At 70.4% G+C, this 21087-nt stretch carries 21 protein-coding genes; 11 read left to right on the top strand and 10 right to left on the bottom strand.

What is annotated here, in order from left to right; all coding sequences use genetic code 11:
• Positions 1–71 precede the first annotated feature (71 nt).
• The 5 genes from ribD to AC3RX0_RS01425 all read left to right on the top strand — a co-directional run bounded on the left by ribD (position 72) and on the right by AC3RX0_RS01425 (position 4847).
• Positions 72–1139 (top strand): bifunctional diaminohydroxyphosphoribosylaminopyrimidine deaminase/5-amino-6-(5-phosphoribosylamino)uracil reductase RibD, encoded by a 1068-nt coding sequence (gene ribD / locus AC3RX0_RS01445; RefSeq protein ID WP_491504165.1) that lies wholly within the window; start codon positions 72–74, stop codon positions 1137–1139.
• Positions 1139–1816, top strand: coding sequence for a riboflavin synthase (locus tag AC3RX0_RS01440; RefSeq protein ID WP_491504164.1), 678 nt, complete (start codon positions 1139–1141; stop codon positions 1814–1816). Before ribD ends, AC3RX0_RS01440 begins: the two co-directional genes overlap by 1 nt.
• On the top strand, positions 1813–3150 hold the full coding sequence (gene ribA, locus AC3RX0_RS01435) for a GTP cyclohydrolase II (protein ID WP_491504163.1): 1338 nt from the start codon (positions 1813–1815) through the stop codon (positions 3148–3150). Before AC3RX0_RS01440 ends, ribA begins: the two co-directional genes overlap by 4 nt.
• On the top strand, positions 3147–3638 hold the full coding sequence (gene ribH / locus AC3RX0_RS01430; RefSeq protein WP_491504162.1) for a 6,7-dimethyl-8-ribityllumazine synthase: 492 nt from the start codon (positions 3147–3149) through the stop codon (positions 3636–3638). The genes ribA and ribH overlap by 4 nt, the downstream gene beginning before the upstream one ends.
• Positions 3639–3704: 66 nt before the next feature.
• Complete coding sequence (locus AC3RX0_RS01425; RefSeq protein WP_491504161.1) at positions 3705–4847, top strand: aminotransferase class V-fold PLP-dependent enzyme; 1143 nt, start codon at positions 3705–3707, stop codon at positions 4845–4847.
• A gap of 80 nt (positions 4848–4927) precedes the next feature.
• Here AC3RX0_RS01425 and AC3RX0_RS01420 read toward each other — a convergent pair whose 3' ends face one another.
• The 4 genes from AC3RX0_RS01420 to AC3RX0_RS01405 all read right to left on the bottom strand — a co-directional run bounded on the left by AC3RX0_RS01420 (position 4928) and on the right by AC3RX0_RS01405 (position 8116).
• Entirely contained in the window at positions 4928–5356 is a 429-nt protein-coding gene (locus tag AC3RX0_RS01420) for a DUF2269 family protein (protein ID WP_491504160.1), read from the bottom strand.
• 110 nt (positions 5357–5466) lie between these two features.
• Positions 5467–6294 (bottom strand): ABC transporter permease, encoded by an 828-nt coding sequence (locus AC3RX0_RS01415; RefSeq protein ID WP_491505347.1) that lies wholly within the window; start codon positions 6292–6294, stop codon positions 5467–5469.
• A 2-nt stretch (positions 6295–6296) separates the two neighbouring features.
• Positions 6297–7178, bottom strand: coding sequence for an ABC transporter permease (locus AC3RX0_RS01410; RefSeq protein WP_491504159.1), 882 nt, complete (start codon positions 7176–7178; stop codon positions 6297–6299).
• Positions 7175–8116 (bottom strand): ABC transporter ATP-binding protein, encoded by a 942-nt coding sequence (locus tag AC3RX0_RS01405; protein WP_491504158.1) that lies wholly within the window; start codon positions 8114–8116, stop codon positions 7175–7177. Before AC3RX0_RS01405 ends, AC3RX0_RS01410 begins: the two co-directional genes overlap by 4 nt.
• Positions 8117–8252: 136 nt before the next feature.
• On the opposite strand from AC3RX0_RS01405, the gene AC3RX0_RS01400 reads away from it, so the two are divergent.
• The 3 genes from AC3RX0_RS01400 to AC3RX0_RS01390 all read left to right on the top strand — a co-directional run bounded on the left by AC3RX0_RS01400 (position 8253) and on the right by AC3RX0_RS01390 (position 11580).
• Positions 8253–9359 (top strand): 5-methyltetrahydropteroyltriglutamate--homocysteine S-methyltransferase, encoded by a 1107-nt coding sequence (locus tag AC3RX0_RS01400; RefSeq protein ID WP_491504157.1) that lies wholly within the window; start codon positions 8253–8255, stop codon positions 9357–9359.
• 68 nt (positions 9360–9427) lie between these two features.
• Positions 9428–11095 (top strand): class I adenylate-forming enzyme family protein, encoded by a 1668-nt coding sequence (locus AC3RX0_RS01395; protein WP_491504156.1) that lies wholly within the window; start codon positions 9428–9430, stop codon positions 11093–11095.
• A gap of 149 nt (positions 11096–11244) precedes the next feature.
• Positions 11245–11580, top strand: a complete 336-nt coding sequence (locus AC3RX0_RS01390; protein WP_498165835.1) for a GIY-YIG nuclease family protein — start codon at positions 11245–11247, stop codon at positions 11578–11580.
• Positions 11581–11788: 208 nt separating this feature from the next.
• On the opposite strand, the gene AC3RX0_RS01385 is transcribed toward AC3RX0_RS01390, so the two are convergent.
• From AC3RX0_RS01385 to AC3RX0_RS01370, 4 genes are read right to left on the bottom strand one after another with little or no spacing between them, the layout of a single operon-like run.
• Positions 11789–12781, bottom strand: a complete 993-nt coding sequence (locus AC3RX0_RS01385; RefSeq protein WP_491504154.1) for a VOC family protein — start codon at positions 12779–12781, stop codon at positions 11789–11791.
• Positions 12782–12810: 29 nt separating this feature from the next.
• Positions 12811–13911, bottom strand: a complete 1101-nt coding sequence (locus AC3RX0_RS01380) for a 4-oxalomesaconate tautomerase (RefSeq protein WP_491504153.1) — start codon at positions 13909–13911, stop codon at positions 12811–12813.
• A complete protein-coding gene (locus AC3RX0_RS01375) occupies positions 13901–14599 on the bottom strand; it encodes a 4-carboxy-4-hydroxy-2-oxoadipate aldolase/oxaloacetate decarboxylase (protein ID WP_491504152.1) in 699 nt (232 codons plus the stop codon). Before AC3RX0_RS01375 ends, AC3RX0_RS01380 begins: the two co-directional genes overlap by 11 nt.
• Positions 14596–15351 carry a PIG-L deacetylase family protein gene (locus AC3RX0_RS01370; RefSeq protein WP_491504151.1) on the bottom strand — a complete coding sequence of 252 codons (756 nt, stop codon included), beginning with the start codon at positions 15349–15351 and terminating at the stop codon, positions 14596–14598. The genes AC3RX0_RS01375 and AC3RX0_RS01370 overlap by 4 nt, the downstream gene beginning before the upstream one ends.
• Positions 15352–15574: 223 nt before the next feature.
• On the opposite strand from AC3RX0_RS01370, the gene ligM reads away from it, so the two are divergent.
• A complete protein-coding gene (ligM, locus tag AC3RX0_RS01365) occupies positions 15575–16978 on the top strand; it encodes a vanillate/3-O-methylgallate O-demethylase (protein ID WP_491504150.1) in 1404 nt (467 codons plus the stop codon).
• A 28-nt stretch (positions 16979–17006) separates the two neighbouring features.
• Here ligM and AC3RX0_RS01360 read toward each other — a convergent pair whose 3' ends face one another.
• Together AC3RX0_RS01360 and AC3RX0_RS01355 are read right to left on the bottom strand one after the other, a co-directional pair.
• A complete protein-coding gene (locus AC3RX0_RS01360; RefSeq protein WP_491504149.1) occupies positions 17007–17879 on the bottom strand; it encodes an IclR family transcriptional regulator in 873 nt (290 codons plus the stop codon).
• Between the two features lie 49 nt (positions 17880–17928).
• Positions 17929–19299 (bottom strand): aminomethyl transferase family protein, encoded by a 1371-nt coding sequence (locus tag AC3RX0_RS01355; protein WP_491504148.1) that lies wholly within the window; start codon positions 19297–19299, stop codon positions 17929–17931.
• 306 nt (positions 19300–19605) lie between these two features.
• Between AC3RX0_RS01355 and AC3RX0_RS01350 the strand changes: the two genes are divergently transcribed.
• Both AC3RX0_RS01350 and AC3RX0_RS01345 read left to right on the top strand, forming a co-directional pair.
• Entirely contained in the window at positions 19606–20388 is a 783-nt protein-coding gene (locus AC3RX0_RS01350) for an ABC transporter ATP-binding protein (protein WP_491504147.1), read from the top strand.
• A complete protein-coding gene (locus tag AC3RX0_RS01345; RefSeq protein WP_491504146.1) occupies positions 20375–21085 on the top strand; it encodes an ABC transporter ATP-binding protein in 711 nt (236 codons plus the stop codon). The genes AC3RX0_RS01350 and AC3RX0_RS01345 overlap by 14 nt, the downstream gene beginning before the upstream one ends.
• The last annotated feature ends 2 nt before the right edge of the window (positions 21086–21087 follow it).

Below are 21087 nucleotides of genomic sequence, written 5' to 3'. Positions count from 1 at the left end.
CGCGCGCCTGCGCGTCGTCTCTGGCCCTCTCGTCGAGCTTCGGAGCCGGCACGGTCGGTCAGGAGAACGGGATGACGGTCAGCGACATCGAGCTCGGCGCCATGCGCCGCGCGCTCGAGCTGGCGCGGCGCGGCCCGCGGGGAGTGAACCCGCAGGTGGGCGCGGTCATCCTCTCCGCCGACGGGGACGTCCTCGCCGAGGGCTGGCATCGCGGCGCCGGTACGCCGCACGCCGAGGTCGACGCGCTCGCGAAGCTGTCGCCCGGCCAGGCCGAGGGTGCCACGGCCGTGGTGACGCTCGAGCCGTGCAACCACACGGGGCGCACCGGGCCCTGCGCCGTGGCCCTCATCGAGGCCGGCGTCGTCCGCGTCGTGTATGGACTGGACGACCCGACGCCCCGCGCCGGGGGCGGCGCCGACCGCATGCGCGCCGCCGGCCTGCAGGTCGTCGGCGGGGTGCTCGCCGTCGACGGCCGGGCGCAGCTGTCCGACTGGCTGGCCGTGCAGCAGCTGGGCCGACCCCGGGTGACCGTGAAATGGGCGCAGAGCCTGGACGGCCGGGCTGCGGCATCCGACGGCACCAGCCAGTGGATCACCGGACCCGCCGCGCGCGCCGACGTGCACCGCCGGCGCGCCGCAGCCGACGCGATCGTCGCGGGCGTCGGCACCGTGCTGGCCGACGACCCCGCTCTCACCGCCCGCGCCGGCGACGGCTCCCTGTACGAGCACCAGCCGATGCCGGTCGTGCTCGGCGCCCGCGCCGTGCCGGGCGACGCAGCCGTGCGGCGCCACCCGCTGCCCGCGCTGTTCCTCGACGGACACGACCTCGACGCCGTCCTCGCCGACCTGCGCGGGCGCGGTGTGCAGCGTGTGTTCGTCGAAGGCGGACCGGCCGTCGCGAGCGCGTTCCTGCGCGCGGGGCTGGTCGACGAGGTCGTCGCCTACATCGCCCCCGTGCTGCTCGGCGGCGACCGGCCGGCGCTCGGCGACCTCGGCATCGAGACGATCGGCGACGCGCGGCGGCTGGCCGTGGCATCCATCGACCGCCTCGGCGACGACCTGCTCATCGTGGCGCACCCCCTGCTCTGCGCCCACTCTCCTGCCTCCCCCGACTCACCGACCGTGAAGGAGAACGACTGATGTTCACCGGAATCATCGAAGAGGTCGGCCAGATCACCGCCGTCACCGACTCCGGCGACGGCGTGCGACTGACCGTGCACGCCCCGCTGGCGGTGTCGGATGCCTCGCACGGCGACTCGATCGCCGTGTCGGGCGTGTGCCTGACCGTCGTCGAACAGGGCGAGGACTGGTTCACCGCCGACGTCATGCGCCAGACGCTGGTGATGTCGACGCTCGACCGGATCCCCGCCGGGCACCGCGTCAACCTCGAACGCGCCATGCCCGCCGGTGCGCGCCTGGGCGGGCACATCGTCCAGGGGCACATCGACGGCACCGGCGAGGTGCTGCAGACCCGGCCGGGCCAGCAGTGGCGCGTGCTGCGCATCTCCATCCCCGCCCACCTCGCCGACCTCGTCGTCGACAAGGGCTCGATCGCCGTCGACGGCGTCTCGCTCACCGTCAGCGCGGTCAGCGCCGCGGACGAGGCGCGCCCCTGGTTCGAGGTCTCGCTCATCCCCGAGACCCTGACCGCCACCACCCTCGGTGAGCGCGCACCCGGCGAGCGCGTGAACCTCGAGACCGACATCCTCGCCCGCCATGTGCGGCGGCTCGCACAGTTCGCGGCCGCCTCCGCCGCCCCGCGACGGGCAGACGACGCCGACGCCGCATCCGACCTCAACGAAGGAGGGCTCGCATGAGCCTGGCCACGATCCCCGAAGCGCTCGAGAGCCTGCGAAAGGGCCGCCCGGTCCTCGTCGCCGACGACGAGAACCGCGAGAACGAGGGCGACGTCATCCTCTCAGCGCAGCTGGCGACGCCGGAGTGGCTGGCGTGGACCATCCGCTACTCGAGCGGCTACCTGTGCGCGCCCATGCCCGGCGAGTGGGCCGACCGACTCGACCTGCCACCCATGGTGGCGCACAACGAGGACTCGCGCGGCACCGCGTACACCGTGAGCGTGGACGCAGCCGACCGCATCTCGACGGGGATCAGCGCCGCCGACCGGGCGCATACGCTGAACGTGCTGGCGAACCCCGAGTCGACGCCGACCTCGGTGATCCGGCCCGGTCACGTGCTGCCGCTGCGCGCCGTCGACGGCGGTGTGCGCGAGCGCAGCGGCCACACCGAGGCGGCCGTCGAGCTCATGCGGCTGGCCGGGCTCGCCCCGGTGGGCGCGATCGCCGAGGTCGTCGCCGACGACGGCAGCATGATGCGCCTGCCCGGCCTGATCGAGATGGGCGAACGCGAGGACGTGCCGGTCATCACGATCGAGCGCCTGATCGCGTACCTGGACGAGACCGAGCCGCGCACAGAGCCGGTCGCGCACCGCCGCCGGGTGAGCCTGCGCGCCGAGGCGAACGTGCCGACCGCGCACGGCCGGTTCCGCTTGCTCGCCTACAAGGACCGGGTCACCGGCACCGACCACCTCGCGGTCGTCTCGGGCCAGCTCGACGACGGCGCGCCGCTCGTGCGCGTGCACTCCGAGTGCCTGACCGGCGAGGCGTTCGGGTCGCTCAAGTGCGAGTGCGGGCCGCAGCTGCAGGCGGCGCTGGACGCGATCGACAAGGACGGCGGCGTCGTCATCTACATGCGCGGCCACGAGGGCCGCGGCATCGGCCTGATCAACAAGCTGCGCGCGTACAGCCTGCAGGAGCGCGGGCTCGACACGGTCGACGCGAACCTCGCCCTGGGTCTTCCCGCCGACGCGCGCGACTACGCGGCGGCCGCCGGGATCCTCTCCGACCTCGGCGTGCAGAAGGTGCGCCTGCTCACGAACAACACCGACAAGGTCAACCAGCTGCGCGAGTTCGGGCTCGAGATCATCGAGCAGGTGCCGCTGCTTGTGGGCGTCGGCCCCAACAACCACCAGTACCTGCAGACCAAGCGCGACAAGATGGGCCACGTCATCGACGCCGACGACCTCGAAGAGGCACTGCACGTCATGCGCGACGGCGAGGACGGGTTCGGCGCGCACAGCGCGCACGGCGACATCGGACATCGCGACATCGAGCACAAGGGAGCGGACGCGTGAGCAGGACCGGCGCACCGAAAGCGCAGCAGATCGACGGCACCGGAGTGCGGACGGTGATCGTCGCCGGCACGTGGCACGAGACGATCACCGAAGGACTGATCGCGGGCGCGCAGCGCGCCCTGCACGCCGCGGGCGCCGAGCACACCCTCGTGCGCGTTCCGGGCTCGTTCGAGCTGGCGCTGGCCGCACAGGCCGCGTTCGCCGGCGGGGCCGATGCGGTGGTGGCCCTGGGCGTCATCATCCGCGGCGGCACCCCGCACTTCGAGTACGTCTCGCAGGCGACCACCGACGGTCTGAATCGCGCGGCGCTGGATGCCGGCAAGCCCATCGGATTCGGCGTGCTGACGTTGGACGACGAGCAGCAGGGCCTGGACCGTGCCGGCCTGCCGGACTCGAAGGAGGACAAGGGCGCCGAGGCGGCCGAGGCCGCCCTGCGCATGGTCGGCGTCCTGCGGCAGCTCGCCGGCGCAGCCGAGCCCGCCCGCTGAGCCCGTCCGCCCACCGGCTCACCGAAGCCGCTCGATGAGTCCGCACGGCCGTGACATGCTGGGAGCATGAGCCTGCCGCACGCCCTCCCGCACGATGACATCGACCCCGACGGACTGCTCGAGTACTCGGTGGTGTTCACCGACCGCTCGCTGAACCACATGTCGGCGCGCTTCATCGGCGTCATGCAGCAGCTGCTCGACATCCTGCGCACCACGTATCGCGCCGACAGCGCGGCCGTCGTCCCCGGCGGCGGGACGTATGCGATGGAGGCGGTGGCGCGGCACCTGGCGACCGGCAAGCGGTGCCTCGTCGTGCGCAACGGCCTGTTCTCGTACCGCTGGTCGCAGATCCTCGAGACCGGGCGCATCAGCGACGACATCGCCGTGTGCACCGCACGCCCGGTCGACGACGGCGCTCAGGCCGCGTGGCAGCCGGCTCCGATCGACGAGGTCGTCGAGGCCGTGCGCACCCAGCGCCCCGAGGTCGTGTTCGCCCCGCACGTCGAGACGGCAGCCGGGATGCTGCTGCCCGACGACTACGTGCGGACCCTCGCCGACGCCGTGCACCATGTGGGCGGTGTGTTCGTGCTGGACTGCGTCGCCTCCGGTGCGATGTGGGTGGACATGGAGGCGCTGGGCGTCGACGTGCTCATCAGCGCACCGCAGAAGGGGTGGAGCGGCACACCATGCGCCGGGTACGTCATGCTCAGCACCGCGGGGCGGGCGGCCGTGGCATCCGGAACCTCCACGAGCTTCTCGATCGATCTGGCGAAGTGGCTCGACATCTCGGACGCGTACCGGGACGGCCGCGCCGCCTACCACGCGACGATGCCGACCGACTCGCTCGCCCACAACCTCGCACAGATGGTCGAGACGCAGGGCCGCGGACTCGAGACCCTGCGCAGCGCGCAGATCGAGCTGGGCACCCGGGTGCGCGAGCTGTTCGCCGCACACGGGCTGCCGTCGGTCGCAGCGGCCGGATTCGACGCGCCCAGCGTCGTCGTCGTGCACACCGACGACCCTGACCTGCGCAGCGGCGCAGCGTTCGTGCGAGCGGGGGTGCAGGTGGCCGCCGGCGTGCCGCTGCACTGCGGCGAGCCGGCCTCGTTCTCGACGTTCCGGGCGGGGCTGTTCGGCCTCGACAAGCTGGGCGATGTCGACGGCACGGTGGCGCGCCTGGCAGAGGCGCTCGAGCGCATCCGCGGCTGAGCCGCCGCAGCGTCAAATGAGGCCGGCGCCCTGTGCGGGACGCCGGCCTCGTGCCGTGTGCGGTGTGACTGCTCGGTGGGTCAGGGGTGCCACACCATCAGGACGACCACGAGCAGCAGCAGCAGGCTCGAGATGCCGCTGCTCGCCGCGATCGCCCCGTAGGCGGCGGGCTTGGTGATCTCGGCTTCGCCGTCGACCTGGTCGGCGGCCTTATTCATCTGCGGCACGACGACGAACACGCTCAGCACGAACGCGATCACGTACGCGACGATCGACCACAGGATCCACGGCGTGCCGATGCTGATCTTCCACATGCCGGCCACGCCGAACCCGATCACGAAGGTGATCAGCGACAGCCAGCCGAAGATCGCGGTGGACTTGGCGAGACTGCGCACCGCCGACGCGTTGCCCGAGCGCAGCGTGCGCAGTCCGGTCATCGGGATGATCGCCATCGGGCCGACGATGAAGACGGCCGTGGCGACGTGCAGGATGATCATGACGGTACCCATGCTGTAGAGCATACGTCAGTTCCCGCCAACCTTATGACACCCTGAAGGTTGGCCCGTCGGGGGGGGGGGGGGGGGAAGAGAGGAGGGATGCCGGTGACAGAACGGGGTGGTCAGTCCAGGAAGAGGGCGCGCAGGCGCTTGGTCGTGAAGACCAGGCCGACGGCGATCATCGCGACGTAGTACAGGATGTGCCAGACCATCGCGGTCGAGTAGGCGCCGGTGGTCAGGGCCCGGATCAGCTCGACGCCGTGCCAGAGCGGGAGGGCCATGATGATCGACTGGATCCACTGCGGGTAGATCGCGATCGGGTACAGCGTCGCCGAGAACAGGAACATCGGCAGCAGCACGATGTTGATCCAGTCCATGTGCTGGAACGTCTTCATGTAGCTGGTGACGGCCATGCCCAGGCTCGCGAACCCGAACGCGATCAGCAGCACGGCCGGCAGGGCGAGGATCGCGGTCGCCGCCAGGTTGAGCCCCGCGATCTGCATGATGATCATGAACCCGCACGCGTACAGCAGGCCGCGCAGCAGCGCATACAGGATCTCGCCGAGGGCGACGTCGAGCGGACCGAGCGAGGTGGCGAGCATGCCCTCGTAGAGCTTGCCGTAGTTCAGCTTGAAGAACACGTTCCACGTCGAGTCGTAGATCGCGCCGTTCATCGCCGAGACCGCCAGCAGCGCCGGGGCGATGTAGGCCGGATATGACACCGACACCTCGGGCGACACCTGCACGTTGCCGACCAGGGCGCCCAGGCCGATGCCCATCGACAGCAGGTAGAACACCGGCTCGAAGAAGCCCGAGAGGATGACGACCCAGCTCGACGAGCGGGCTGCGATCAGGCCCCGCTGCACGACCGCCCAGGGGTTGCCCGCCCACAGCGCCCGCACGCCGCCGCGGCGGGTCGTGGCATCCTGCACTGCTTCGGAAGTCGCCACGGTCACTTCGCCAGCCTCCGCGTGAAGATGCGGCGCGTGAGCAGATAGCCGCCGACGCTGAGCACGAGCAGATACGCCAGGTGCACGACGAGCATCACGACATCCACCGGGCCGCCGAAGGTCGCCATGCGGCCGAGCTCGGTGGCGTGCCACAGCGGCGAGATCCAGCCGATCCACTGCAGCCACACAGGCAGCGCGGCCAGCGGGTAGAACGTGCCCGAGAACAGGAACATCGGCATGAACACGAACCGCTGCACGAGCGCGAACTGCCCCTTGTCGTCTTCGAGCGACGCGGCGTATGCCATCAGCGGCATGCCGAAGGCGAGCCCGGCGAGCAGGCCGACCGGCACCGAGATCCAGCCGGAGGCGGGGTCCGGCACCGTGACCAGCGGGAACACCGCCCCGAACGCCCAGATGAACAGGTAGTACGCGGCACCGGCGAACAGCATGCGCCCGGACGCGGCGATCGCGACGCCGTTCGCGATCTGCGGCGACGACAGCGGCGACGCGTTGAAGCCGTAGAAGTAGCGGCGCCACTTGAATCCCGCCATCACCGGGTAGGTGAACTCCTCGGATGCCACGGCGATCGTCGCGGTCATCAACAGCGCCGGTGCGACGAAGACGAGGTACGACACCGACCCGCCGCCCGCCGTCGGGATGTCCTGCCGGATGAGGGCGGCAAGGCCCACGGCCAGTCCGAACAGGTAGACCAGCGGCTGGCCGAGCGCGCCGACGACGATCGTCCACCCGTACGCGCGCATCGCGCGCAGCATGTGCTCGGTCGCGTACCACGACCCGTACCGGCGCGGCCTGCGGCCGCGCTCGATCGCCTCGGCCCGCAGCTCGTCGAGCGAGGGGTGTGCGCTGGTCGCGGCATCCGTCATTCGATCAGCGACCTTCCGGTCAGCCGCAGGAACACGTCCTCGAGGCTCGAGCGGCGCACGAGGCTCGTCAGGGGCTGCAGCCCGGTCTCGGCGATGCGCGCGAGCACGGCCTCGCCGTCATGCGCGTAGACGAGGATGCGGTCGGGCAGCACCTCGATGCGGTCGCCGAAGCCGGCCAGCTGCGCCGCGGCCTGCTCGTTGTGCTGCGAGCCGAACCGCACCTCGGCGACCTCGCGGCTGGAGTGCTCGCGGATCAGCGCCGACGGCGTGCCCTGCGCCATGATCCGCCCCTTGTCGACCACGATGAGCCGATCGCACAGCTGCTCGGCCTCGTCCATGTAGTGAGTGGTCAGCACGAGCGTCGTGCCGCGCTCCTTGAGCCGGAACAGCCGGTCCCACAGGATGTGCCGCGCCTGCGGGTCCAGGCCGGTCGTCGGCTCGTCCAGCAGCAGGATGCGCGGGTCGTTGATCAGCCCGCGCGCGATCGTGAGCCGTCGCTTCATGCCGCCGGAGAGCTGGTCGACCTTGTTCTTGGCCTTGTCGGCGAGCTGCGCGAACGCCAGCAGCTCGTCGGCCTTCTGCGCGCACACCTTGCCGGGCAGGCCGAAGTACCGCCCGTACACGTACAGGTTCTCGCGGGCGTTCAGCTCGCCGTCGAGGTTGTCCTCCTGCGGCACGACGCCCAGCCGGGAGCGGATCTCGGGCCCGTACCGGTCGGGGTCCAGGCCCAGGATCTCGAGGTCGCCGGACGTGCGCGTCGAGACCGCGCCGACCATCTTCATCGTCGTCGACTTGCCGGCGCCGTTGGGCCCGAGCAGGCCGAAAGACTCGCCGGGCGCGACCTCGAAATCGAGGCCGTCGACGGCCAGGAAATCCGGTTTGCCTTTGACCTTGTACGACTTGACGAGGTTCGCTGCGCTGATCACGGGAGCGGGCACCGCACCACTCTAGCCGCGCGCTCCGACACCGGGCGGGACGCCGAACCGGGACGCCGGCTCGCACGCCGCCCGCACGCCGATGACGCCCGATGACGGGTGGGATGCCGCGGCCTGGCCGCCCGTCTAGGATCACGGGATGACCGTTCCTCCGTTCCGTGCCGACATCGTCGGAAGCTTCCTTCGCCCCGCCGCCCTCAAGGACGCCCGCCGCCGGTTCGCCGACGGACAGCTCGACGCCGACGGGCTGCGGGCCGTGGAGGACGCCGCCATCGCCGACCTGATCCGCAAAGAGGCCGACGCCGGACTGCGCCTGGCCACGGACGGCGAGTTCCGCCGCTCCTGGTGGCATTTCGACTTCCTCGGCCACCTCGGCGGCGTCGACATCGTCGAGCTGGACCACGGCATCCAGTTCCAGGGCGTGCAGACCAAGCCGCGGGGCGTCGAGATCTCGGGTCCGATCCGGTTCGACCCACGGCATCCCTTCCTGGAGCACTTCCGGTTCGTGAAGGACGCCGTGGCTGCGGGCATCACGCCGAAGTTCAGCATCCCCGCGCCCACCGTGCTCGACTTCCGACTCGAGCCCGGGCACATCGACGCGTCGGCGTACGACGGGCGCGACGCGATCGTCGACGACCTCGTGCAGGCGTACCGGGACGCGCTGGCCGCGTTCTACGACGCCGGTGCCCGCTACCTGCAGCTGGACGACACCGCCTGGGCGTACCTGTGCAGCGAGACCGAGCTGGCCAAGGCGCGCGAGCGCGGCATCGACACCGACGGCATCGCCGAGCGCTACGCGGGCATCCTCAACCGGGTGCTCGACGGCAAGCCCGACGACCTCGTCGTCACCACCCACGTGTGCCGCGGCAACTTCCGCTCGACGTGGATCTCGTCGGGCGGCTACGAGCCGATCGCCGAGCAGCTGCTGGACGTCGTGCAGTACGACGGCTACTTCCTCGAGTACGACAGCGACCGTGCCGGCGGGTTCGAGCCGCTGCGGTTCCTGCCCAAGGGCGACAAGACGGTCGTGCTCGGTCTGGTCACGACCAAGTCCGGCCAGCTCGAGAACCCCGACGACATCAAGCGCCGCATCGACGAGGCCGCCGCGTACGCGCCGCTCGAGCAGCTGGCCCTGAGCCCGCAGTGCGGGTTCGCCTCGACCGAAGAGGGCAACGTGCTCAGCGAGGACGAGCAGTGGGCCAAGATCCGCTCGGTCGTGGGCATCGCCGGCGACGTCTGGCGCTGATCCCGCGCCGTTCCCGGCGTCCTCCCACCCCGATATGCTGGCGACAGCCTCGAGGAGGAGGAGTCATCATGGGGAACACCGACTACGATCCGAGCGAGCTTCAGCGCGTCTTCGAGTCCCACTTCACGTGGGCCGCCGCGTTCGAGCGCAACACGCATCGCCACGCGCATCGGCCGGCGATGACCGATCCGCCCAGCGGCCGGTCGTGGACGTACGCCGAGCTGGGTCAGGTGACCGGAAGCCTCGTCGAGGGCCTGCGCGCCCACGGCGTCGGCGTGGGCGACATCGTGTGCCATCAGCTGAAGAACTCACCCGAGTTCGCGTTCCTCTATATCGCCGCGCAGGGGCTGCGGGCGGTGAGCTCGCCGATGAACTTCCGGCTCGCACCCGCCGAGACCGCCCACATCCTCGATCAGGCCCGGCCCGCGGTCTTCGTGTACGACGGGACGGATGCCGCGAACGTCGCTGCTGCGCTCGACCTGGCGGCGCACCGGCCCCGCATCATCGCCGCCGTCGGCGGGCAGGACGCCGATCTCGTCGAGGGCGCGATCCGGTTCGAGGAGCTGTTCGCCGCGGACGCGGCATCCTTCCACGCACCCGAGGGCGCGAGCACGTGGGACGAGACGAGCCGCCTGTACACGAGCGGCACAACCGGCATGCCGAAGGCGGTGCCGCTGACGAGCCTCAACGAGATGCTCACGGCCCACGACGTCACGATGCACTTCCCGCTCGGTCCCACCGACAAATCCATGAACATGTCGCCGTGGTTCCACCGCGGCGGCAACTACTGCGCCGGCCCCAACACGGCGTTCTTCGTCGGCGCCGAGGTCGTCACGCTCCCTCAGTTCGACCCCGACGTCGTGCTCGACGCGGTGCAGGAGCATCGGCTCACATACGTCATCGGCGCCCCGACGAACCTCGAGCGCCTGGCCGAGACGCAGGAGGCGCACCCGCGCGACCTGTCGAGCCTGCGCGGCATGGTGACGATGGGCGCCCCGCTCAGTCACGACGCGGCCCTGCGCTACCAGCGTGTGCTGACCCCGCGCATCGCGAACGGCTACGGCACCACCGAGGCGTTCTGGAACACCTACCTGCGCCCCGACGACCTGCCCGCGGCCGCGGGCGCGGCCGGGCGCGCGTGCCTGGACGACGACGTCGCGGTCGTGCACGTGCAGCAGGACCGCATCTCGGAGCCCCACGAGCACGCCCGCCGCGACGGGCAGGAGATCGGAGAGGTCATCATGCGGTCGGTGAAGTCGGGGTACGCGTACCTCGGCAACCCCGACGAGCAGGCCGAGAAGTTCCGGGACGGCTGGGTGTACCCGGGCGACCTGGCCACCTGGGACGAGGACGAGATCGTCACGATCGTGGGCCGCAAGGACGACATGATCATCTCCGGCGGCGAGAACGTGCACCCCGTGCAGGTCGAAGAGGTGCTGGCCTCGCACGCAGGCGTCGCCGACTCGATCGTGGTGGGCCTGCCCGACCCGCAATGGGGCGAGCTGGTCGTCGCCTACGTGCAGCCGCGGGCGGGCGCGTTGACGGATGCCACGGCCGCGGCATCCGAATTGGACGCGTTCCTGCGCGCCAGCGTGAAGCTCGCCGACTACAAGCGGCCCAGGCGGTACACGTTCGTCACCGAGCTGCCGTACACCGCGACCGGCAAGAAGCAGCACTTCAAGCTGAAGGAGCAGGCGCCCGCCGACGCCGAGGCCGGCCTGTTCGTCGACCCGTAGCGGCGCCCGCCCGTTGAGCGAGGCCGCGCGCAGCGCGACCGAGTCGAAACGCGCACAGAGAGTCGTTTCGACTCGCTGCGCTCGCTCAACGGCCGGGCAAGGTTCGTTGAGCGAGGCCGCGCGCAGCGCGACCGAGTCGAAACGCCCCGATGTCCGTCCCCCTGAGTACCGTGGCGTGGATGATCGGCTTCACCTACATCCTGCGCTGCGCCGACGGTACGTTCTACGTCGGCAGCACGCGCGACCTCGTCCGGCGACTCGAACAGCATCAACAGGGACTCGGAAGCGCATACACGCGGCGACGTCTCCCGGTTCAACTCGCGTGGAGCAACGAGTTCGACCGGATCGACGAGGCGTTCCTCTGGGAGAAGCGCATCCAGGGCTGGAGCCACGCGAAACGGCAGGCGCTGGTCGACGGCGGGTTCGATGCCGTCCTCGGGTGGAGCTCACGGACGCGAGCTGCGGAGCGCGCGGCGAGCAGCTAGGCGGCGTCTCGACTCGCGCGCACGGGAGCGAGTCGTTTCGACGCGCCTTCGGCTTGCTCAACGACCGGGGGTCAGGACGTTTCGACTCGCTGCGCTCGTTCGACGGCCGGGCAAGGTTCGTTGGGCGAGGCCGCGCGCAGGGCGACCGAGTCGAAACGCGCACAGAGAGTCGTTTCGACTCGCTGCGCTCGCTCAACGGCCGGGCGGGTCAGCGGCCGGCGAGGGCCTGGCGGTCGATCTCCTCCTGGTTCTCGACGAACGGGGTGCCGTGCGTGTGGAACGTGGCCACGGTCTTCATGCCCCACGCCTGTCCCTTGGCGCGTTCGGCCTGACTCCACTCGACGACCGGCTGGTCGGGGTCCAGCAGCAGGCGCGCCTGCGCGTTGGCGAACTCGATGCGGTTGCCGCCCGGCTCCCACAGGTACAGGAAGAACGTCTGGTTGATCGCGTGCTTGTACGGTCCGTACTCGATGTGGATGCCGTTCTCGAGCGCGATGTCGGCGGCCTTGAGGATGTCTTCGCGTGAATCGGGCGCGAACGCGAAGTGGTGGAAGCGGCCGCGCTCGCCGGTCCAGTCCTCGGAATACACGACATCGTACGACTTCTGGTGGAACCGGAACCACCACGCCGCCATGTGGCCGTCGTCCATCCGCACCCGTTCGGACTCCCGGGCGAACATCACGTCGCGCCAGAACTCCCCCGCCGCGTCGACGTCGGCGGCGAGGTAGTTGATGTGGTCGAGCCGGCGGGCGTTGATGCCGCGCCCCGGGTAGGCCGACGCCTGGTTCTTCAGCGCCGGGCGGTCCTCATCGTCGGCCACGTAGCGCTCGGTGTCGTAGTAGACGGCCATGGTGTGCCCGTCCGGGTCCTCGAACTCATACGAGCGGCCGACGCCGACCTCGGGGTCGCGCCAGCCACGGCCGAGGCCCGCCTTCTCGATCGCGGCGACGCGGCGGTCGAGGGCCTCAGGGCTGGTCGCACGGAACAGCGTGCGGCCGACGCCGTTGGTGTCGGAGGCGGTGAGCTTGAGCGAGTACCGCTGGTATTCGTCCCACGTCCGCAGGTACGCGGAGTCGCCGACCCGGGCGACCTCGCGCATCGCGCAGATATCGCGGAAGAAGTGCAGGCTCTCGTCGAACTTCGGGGTGAACAGCTCGATCGCACCCAGGTGGGCGAGGTCGAAGTTCTCGGGTCGTGCCATGGCGGGTCCTCCTGGACGGTTCGGGGCGGTCAGAGGCGTGGACGGGCGAAGACCCGTCCGTCGAACAGCTTGCGTGCGGTGCGCAGCGAGAACGAGCGAGCCCGCCACTGCCGGTCGTCGCCGTGCTCGACGACGACCCGGGCGGTGAACGCGCCGCTCGGGTGTTCGAGCACGGTGCGGTCGGGGTCGTCGAGCCGGGCCAGGCCCGCGCCCACCGTGCCGGGGATGCGGACGCCGGCGGCGACCGAGGCCGCCATCAGCACGCCGATCGAGGTGTGCACACGGGCGGGGATGAACGCGCGGGTGCCGATCGCACCACCTGACCGCGGCGGCGACAGCAGGAACATCTTCGGCACCGTCTGCGCCGACACATCGCCCAGCCCGAACAGCTCGCCGGCTGCGCGTCGCACGGTCTCGACGGCGGCGCGCAGGTCGGCGCGCTCTTCGAGCTCGGCGGGCGTCTCGGTGCCGTCGACGCCGAACTCCGCGGCATCCATCAGCACGACCGGCATGCCGTTGTCCACGAGCGTGACCCGATGGCCGGCGACCTCGTCCACGACGCTCCCGGTGGGCAGCAGCGGCACCGACGGCGCGATCTCGAGGTCGATCGCGCAGGCCGTGCCGGGGACGCCGTCGATCGCCGCGGATCCGTCGTAGTCGGGTCTGCCGCCGGGGGTGGCGAAGGATGCCGTGGCCACGTCGCCCGTGTTCACCAGTCGGATCCGCACTGCCGTGGTGCCGCCGGACGCTTCGATGAGGCCGCGTTCGATGGCGAACGGGCCGACGCCGGCCAGCAGATTGCCGCAGGTCTGGGTATGGCTGACGACCGGATCGTCGACGGCGACCTGCAGGAACAGGTAATCGACGTCGATGCCGGGCTCGGCCGAGCGCGACACGATCGCGACCTTGCTGGTGAGCGGGTGCGCGCCGCCGATGCCGTCGATCTGGGCGCGGTCGGGGCTGCCCATGATCCGCAGCATGAGTTCGTCGCGGCCGCCCGGATCGGCGGGCACGTCGTCGGCGACGAAGTAGGCGCCCTTCGAGGTCCCGCCCCGCATCAGCATGCAGGGGATGCCGTCGCGGACCGGATCGGACCGGACGGGGTCGGAGGGGGCGAGGTCAGCGGGCATCGTATTCCTGCTGGGGCATGTACACGACGCCGAGGTCGGCCAGGCTCTGCCGCAGCCCCTTGCGGTCCAGGCTCAGCCCGCCCTCCCGGTAGTCGGCGCGGTCAGCGGCCTCTTTCTCGGCGCGCGCATCGGCGGCGGCCAGGGTGGCCGCGGCATCCCGACGGGGCACGCACAGCACACCGTCGTCGTCCGCGACGATCACGTCGCCGGGATGCACGGTGGCTCCCCCGACGATGACCGGGACGTTCACCGAGCCGCCGGTCGATTTCACGGTGCCCTGCGCGTTGACAGCCGCCGACCAGACCGGAAAGCCCAGCTCGCGCAGCTCGGCGACGTCGCGCACCCCGGTGGTCGTGACGAGGCCCCGCACGCCGCGCGCGTGCAGCGCCGTGGCGAACAGCTCGCCGAACGCCCCGTCGACCGACGGCGACACGGTCGTCACGACGAGGACGTCGCCGGCCCGGCACTGCTCGACTGCGGCGTGGATCATCAGGTTGTCGGCGGGCCAGCTGAGCACCGTCACGGCCGTGCCGGCGATCCGTGCGCCGTCCTGGATCGGCCGCAGTCCCGCACCGACGAGCCCCGTGCGTCCCATCGCCTCGTGCACCGTCGCGACGCCGTGCACGGCGAGCGCGTCGACAGTCGCGGCATCCGTGCGTGCGATGTCGGTGACGATCACCCCGCTCACTTCAGAACCCCCGTGACCTCGGGGTAGTAGCGCATGTAGGCCTCGCCCATCGTCTCGTGCGGCAGACCAAGGTTCGGACCGGCGTTGCGCTTGACCTGCACGCCACGACGGACCGCCAGATCCGTGTAGTACGACCACATGTGCTTCTGCGCCGGCAGGCATTCCATGGCCGCGCGCTTGCGTGCGAACGCCTCGGTGATGTCCAGCAGGACGTTCGGCTTGAAGTCACACTGCTCACTCTGGTGCGGTTCGAAGAAGAACACGGGCGGGGCGCCGATGATGTCCTGCTTCGACGGGTACGAGCCGTCGGAATTCGCGACCCCGATCGCCTGGGCGAGCACGCGCGCCTGCAGCGCCATGCGCGCCGCGGCCGGGTGGTCGCCGTTGTACGGGTCGACGAGCGGATGCGTCAGCACGACCGTCGGCTGGGTGCGCCGGTACACGTCGACGAGCCTCGCGACGGCCTCGTCGCTCTCGCGCAGCGGGTAGTCGCCGAGGTCGAGGAACTCGATGTCGGCGCCGAGGGCGGATGCCGCGGCCTCCGCTTCCCCACGACGCACGGCCTTGATCTCGTCGAGGCTCTTGCCCGCCAGCCACTGGCTGGCCGACTCTCCGCGCTCGCCGTAGCTGAGGCAGACCACCGTCGCCCGTTCGCCGCGCATCGCGGCCGCCGCGATCGCTCCGCCCGCGCGCCACACGAAATCCCCGGCGTGGGCGCTGACCACCAGAAGCGACGGGATGCTGTCGGCCATGGGGCTCCTCGAAACTCGACTCGCCGCGCAGATGTCGGCATGCTGACACCAGACAAGCACAGCGCCGCAGAATGGTCAAGATATTGTCTACAATTTTGGTTCCGCCGATTTCCCTCTGCCACATACCTATGGACATAGGTTCCGAGACGCCCTAGCATGAGGGCGGATCGAAGCCCCGGGACAGGGTTGTCCCGGGATCCGCCGGCGACAACGAGGGAGCCCCATGGCCGAGAATCTGCAGCAGCTGCTCGATGAGAACGGGAACATCGTCCAGATGCTCCGCAACTCCCAACTGGGGGCCTACATCTACCCCGTCGTGCCGGCCGAGTTCAGCAACTGGCGGCGCGAGCAGAAGGCCTGGCGCGAGAGCGCGGTGCTCTACGACCAGACGCACCACATGGTGAACTTCTTCATGTCGGGCCCCGACGCGCTGCGGCTGCTGAGCGACACCGGGGTCAACTCGTTCGCGAACTTCCCGGTCGACACGGCCAAGCAGTTCGTGCCGACGGCGTCGAACGGCGGCGTGATCGGGGACGGCATCCTGTTCCACGAGGCCGAAGACGAGTACGTCTACGTGGGACGCAACCCCGGTGCGAACTGGCTGCAGTTCCACGCCGAGACCGGCGGCTACGACGTCGAGACCCGGTACGACGACCGGTCCCCCTCGCGCCCGTACGGCCAGCCGGTGCACCGCGACTACTACCGGTTCCAGATCCAGGGCCCGAACGCGTGGCCGATCATCGAGAAGCTCGCGGGCGGGCCCGTCGAGCAGGTCAAGTTCTTCCACATGGGTCATCTGACCGTCGCCGGCTCCACCGTGCGCACGCTCCGGCACGGCATGGCCGGGATGCCGGGGCTCGAGCTGTGGGGTCCGTATGCCGAGCACGGCCGCATCCGCGACGCGATCCTCGAGGCCGGCGCCGAGTTCGGCATCGAGCCGTGCGGCGCACGGGCCTATTCGTCGAACACCCTGGAGTCGGGCTGGATCCCCTCCCCGCTGCCGGCGATCTACACCGGCGGCGAGATCGAACGCCGCTTCCGCGAATGGCTGCCCGCCGACGGTTACGAGGCGATCAACGCGATCGACGGCTCGTTCGTGTCCGACCGCATCGACGACTACTACCTGAACCCGTGGGAGCTCGGCTACGGCTCGTTCGTGAAGTTCGACCACGACTTCATCGGCCGTGACGCCCTCGAGAAGATCGAACCCGCCACGCAGCGCCGAAAGGTCACGCTGGCCTGGAACGACGAGGACCTAGGCAGGATCCTGACCTCGGTGCTGGACCGCTCCGGCCCCGGGTACCAGTTCTTCGACCTGCCGAACGCGAACTACGGCTCCAGCAACTTCGACGCCGTCATCGACGCCGACGGCACCACCGTCGGGCTGTCGATGTTCACCGGCATCACCGCCAACGAGCGGCGTGGCCTGTCGCTGGCCACGGTCGACCACGACGTGCCGATCGGCGCCGAGGTGCGGGTGCTGTGGGGCGAGAGCCCGAACACCGCGAAGAAGACCGTCGAGCCGCACGAGCAGATCGCGGTGCGCGCCGTGGTCAGCCCGGTGCCGTACGCCGAGACCGCCCGCACCGAGTACCACGGCGGCTGGCGCACGACCGTCAGCCGGTGACCCCGCCCGGGCGCCGGTGCCGCCGCGGCTATCCCGCGGCGGCATGCCGGCCGTCGCCGAGACCCGCGAAGTAGTCGAGCGATGCCAGCGAGCTGCTGACCACGGTGTGCACGCCGCCGCGCGCATGGCTGGGAGCACCATCGGGCAGGTAGGCCTCTTCGAGTGCACGGGTGACTCCGGCGGCGGCGACCGTCAGCAGCTCGACGATCCCCTGCGCGGCGCGCCCGTCGTTGGGCACGACGACACCCAGCGCCGCGTACACCACGCCGTGCGGGCCGACCACCGGCACCGCGATGCCGCGCGACTGCTCGTGGATGTGTCCGGGCAGGTCGGCGAAGCCGTCACTGCGCACCCGCTGCAGGCGGGCGCGCAGCGCCTCTGAGCCGTCGAGGGTGTGCGCGGTGTAGCGCGGCCACCCCGCCGCGATCACCTCGTCGACGAGCCGCGGATCGGCGTGCGCGAGCAGCACGAGTCCGCTGGAGCTGACGGGCAGCGGCGTGCGCCCGCCGATGAGCGTGGCGTTGATCACGGCATCGCGGGTCGACATCCGGTCGATGAACAGCACGTCGCGCCCGCTCAGCACGCCCAGCTGAGTGTGCTGCCGCACCCGGGCATGCACACCGCCCATCCACGGGCGTGCCAGCTCCCGCAGCCCGATCGCCCCCGGAGTCCGTGACGCGAACTCCCACAGCCGCACACCCAGTCGATACGTGCGGTCGGGCAGACGCTCCAGCAGTCCTTCCTCTTCGAGCTGCGCGACGAGGCGATGCGCCGTCGACGGGGCGAGTCCCGTGGTCTGCGCGATCTCGGTGAGGGTCAGGAAGGGGCGCAGCGCGTCGAACGCCTCGAGCACGCGCAGATGTTTGCGCAGCGCTGTCTCGCCGTCCGATCGGCGCGCCATGGCGACCTCCTCGACGCCAGGCTACCGGCCCGACGCCGAGGCGGTGCCGTCAGGAATCCGCGCGATAGACCGTGCGGGCGTACTCGTGGTACGGCGCCGGCGCCACGACCGCCCGGATGTGGACCTGACGGTGGTTCCGATCGGCCTGCGGCTTGTCCGAGACCGGGTCCTCACCCCACACGATCTCGACCTCGGCACCGTCGGGGATGTCGGCGTCGAGCGTCGCGAGCGACATGTACAGCTGGTCGTAGGCGACGTAACCCGCATCGGTGGAGATGCCGACAAGAGAACCGTCCTTGCGCACCTCGTCCATCTGGAAGAGGCCGTACCGGCCTTTGGGGAACTCGAGGAACTTCGCCGGCGTTCCGGGCTCGAGCTGGGAACGCACCACCCCGGCGACGTCGTCGGCGTTCCACAGCAGCGTGACCTTGCGCCGGCGCTGGTTCTCGGCGTGCTTCTCGAGCGCGGCCCGGCCGTGGAAGTCGTGGTCGAAGCGCACCGACTTTCCGAGGCCGATGTCGTACGGGGTCATGTAGTAGTCGTGTACGTCGGCCGAATGGAGCGACCCGCCGATCGAGCCCGCCCGAGCGGCCGGCAGCCACTCGCGGTACTCCGCGAAGTCATCGTCGAAGATCGCGGGGAACGGCGTCGGGACCCAGCCCGACTCCAAGGGCGTCGCCGAATACGCCTTGGCCCCGACGCGGCGGATGCCGAACTCGGCGCCGGCCTCGAGAAGCGCCGTCAGCACGGCCTCGTTGTCGTCCCACGGTCCGTAGAACTCGAAGCCGGGCTGACCGGCCATGCCGTGGCGCAGCGCGCGCACCGGGCGTCCGGCGATCGTGACCTCGCCGATGTGGAAGAACTTGATCTCTGGCACGGGGCCCGCGAACACCTTCTCCATCACCCGGTCGGCCGACGGCCCCTGAAGCTCATAGCGGTAGAACGTGGGCGGGCCCTGCCGCATGTGCGAATTGGCCTCCAGTCGCTGATGGACGTCCTGGCCCGACGCCTCGGCGCGCTCGGCATTGAAGCGCACCCAGTCGATGAGCAGGTGGTGGCCGATCAGCACGAGCCCCTCGGGGCCGTCGTGATTGAAGAAGAGGATGCCGTCGCCGATGAGGTAGCCGTCGCGATTGACCGCGATCAGCTGCTTGGCAACGCCCGGCCGGAATGTGCCGAAGGTGTTCGGCGAGATGCCCGAGAGCATCGGGATCAGGTCTGCACCGTGCAGGAACAGCTGGGTCATGTGATGCGACTGATCCATCAGCGCGACCGTCGTGTTCCACGCCCGCTGCTCGTCACGCCAGTTCGTGAACTCGGGCGCCACCGGGAACGTGAATGCGGGCCAATCCTGGTTGCGCAGCAGCTCGACCGCGCCGCCGGCGCGGTCGATGGCCTGGGCGAGGGACTCGGTTGTCATCATCGACCTCCTGTTCGGGATTCGCAGGCAGAGTATGCACGATCCCCTCGAGCCAGGGTCGCAAATTCCGATCAATGGAATCTCCGCCCCGCCCGGGTCCCGCGAGCGACATCCTGAACACACCCGCTGCACGGGCGGTCCACAACGGTTGCATAAAGACACGCCCAATCTCACACCAAAATCGTTGACAATCTCAGCGCGGATCCGTACCGTCCCTAGCCAGGGACAGTGTCCGTCCTCACCCGGGACGCACCCGAAGACGCTGACCCGCACTGCCCGACCCGCCGAAGACGACAGGAGGCGAGCATGGCCGCTCGACTGACGCTGCAGGACGTGAGCCTGCGCTTCGGTGGCGTCTCGGTGCTCGACGACGTGGGATTCGAGGTCGAGCCCGGCCAGATCTTCGGCCTCGTCGGCCCCAACGGTGCCGGCAAGACGTCGCTGTTCAACTGCATCTCGGGCCACTACCGCCCGAGCGGCGGCTCCATCCGCATCGACGACGACGAGGTGCGCGGTGCGCGCCCGGCGACGCTCGCCCGGCACGGCCTTGCGCGCACGTTCCAGCATCCCGCGCTGCAGCTGAACCAGACCGTGCTGCAGAACGTGCTGCTGGGCGCGCACACGCGCCTTCCCGGCGGTCCGCTGGAGTGGGCGCTGCGCCTGCCGCACACCGTCCGGGCCGAGCGCGATCGGCGCGACGAGGCCCGTGCGCTTCTGGAGCGCAACGGTCTCGGCTGGGCCGCCGACGTGCGCGCCGACGAGCTCTCGCACGGCCTGCACAAGGGCATCGAGCTGTGCCGCGCGCTGCTGATGAAGCCGCGCCTGCTGCTGCTGGACGAGCCGGCAGCGGGGCTGCCCCACTCCGAGGTCGAGCAGCTGATCGCCACCGTGCGCCGCATCCGCGACGACGATGACATCACGGTCGTGATCGTCGAGCACCACATGGGCCTGATCGCCGCACTGACCGACCGCGTGATGGTGCTCGACCACGGCCGCAAGCTCATGGAGGGAACCGCCGCGCAGGCACAGTCCGACCCCCGGGTCATCGAAGCCTACCTCGGGAAGGACGCCGCGGATGCCGCTGCTTGAGTTGACCGATGTGACGGCGTTCTACGGGCCGGTGCAGGTGCTCGATGCGGTGTCGCTTTCGGTGCCCGAGGGCGGGGCCGTGGGCATCCTCGGCGCCAACGGCGCGGGCAAGACGACCACGCTGCGGGCGATCAGCGGCACGGTCCGCACCGGCGGGAGCATCACGTTCGAGGGGCGCGACATCCGGGGGCTGCGACCCGACCGGGTGGCGGCCCTGGGCATCGCCCATGTGCCCGAGGGCCGTGGCACGCTCGGCGGCCTCACGGTGCGCGAGAACCTGCGCGTGGGCGCGTACCTGCGCCGCGACCGCAAAGCCATCGCACACGACATCGACTACTGCCTCGACCTGTTCCCGCAGCTGCAGGACCGCATCCGCTCCACCGCCTCGGCGCTCTCGGGCGGCGAGCAGCAGATGCTGGCGGTCGGCCGGGCGATCATGGCCCGCCCGCGACTGATGCTGCTGGACGAGGCATCCCTCGGTCTCGCGCCCGGCACCGCCAAGACGGTGTACGAGGCGATCGGGCGGCTGCGACGCGAGTCCGGCATCGCCATGGTCGTCGTGGAGCAGAATGCCAACCTCGCCTTCACCCTGGTCGACTCGGCCACGGTGCTCGAGACGGGGCGCAACGCCCTGTCGGGCACCGCCGCCGAGCTCAAGGGGATGGACGAGATCCGACGCGCGTACCTGGGAGGCTGACC

The sequence above is a fragment of the Microbacterium sp. W1-4-2 genome (assembly GCF_058349885.2).
The sequence above is the reverse complement of the archived record's forward strand: the minus strand, read 5'-3'. Positions and strand labels throughout refer to the sequence as shown.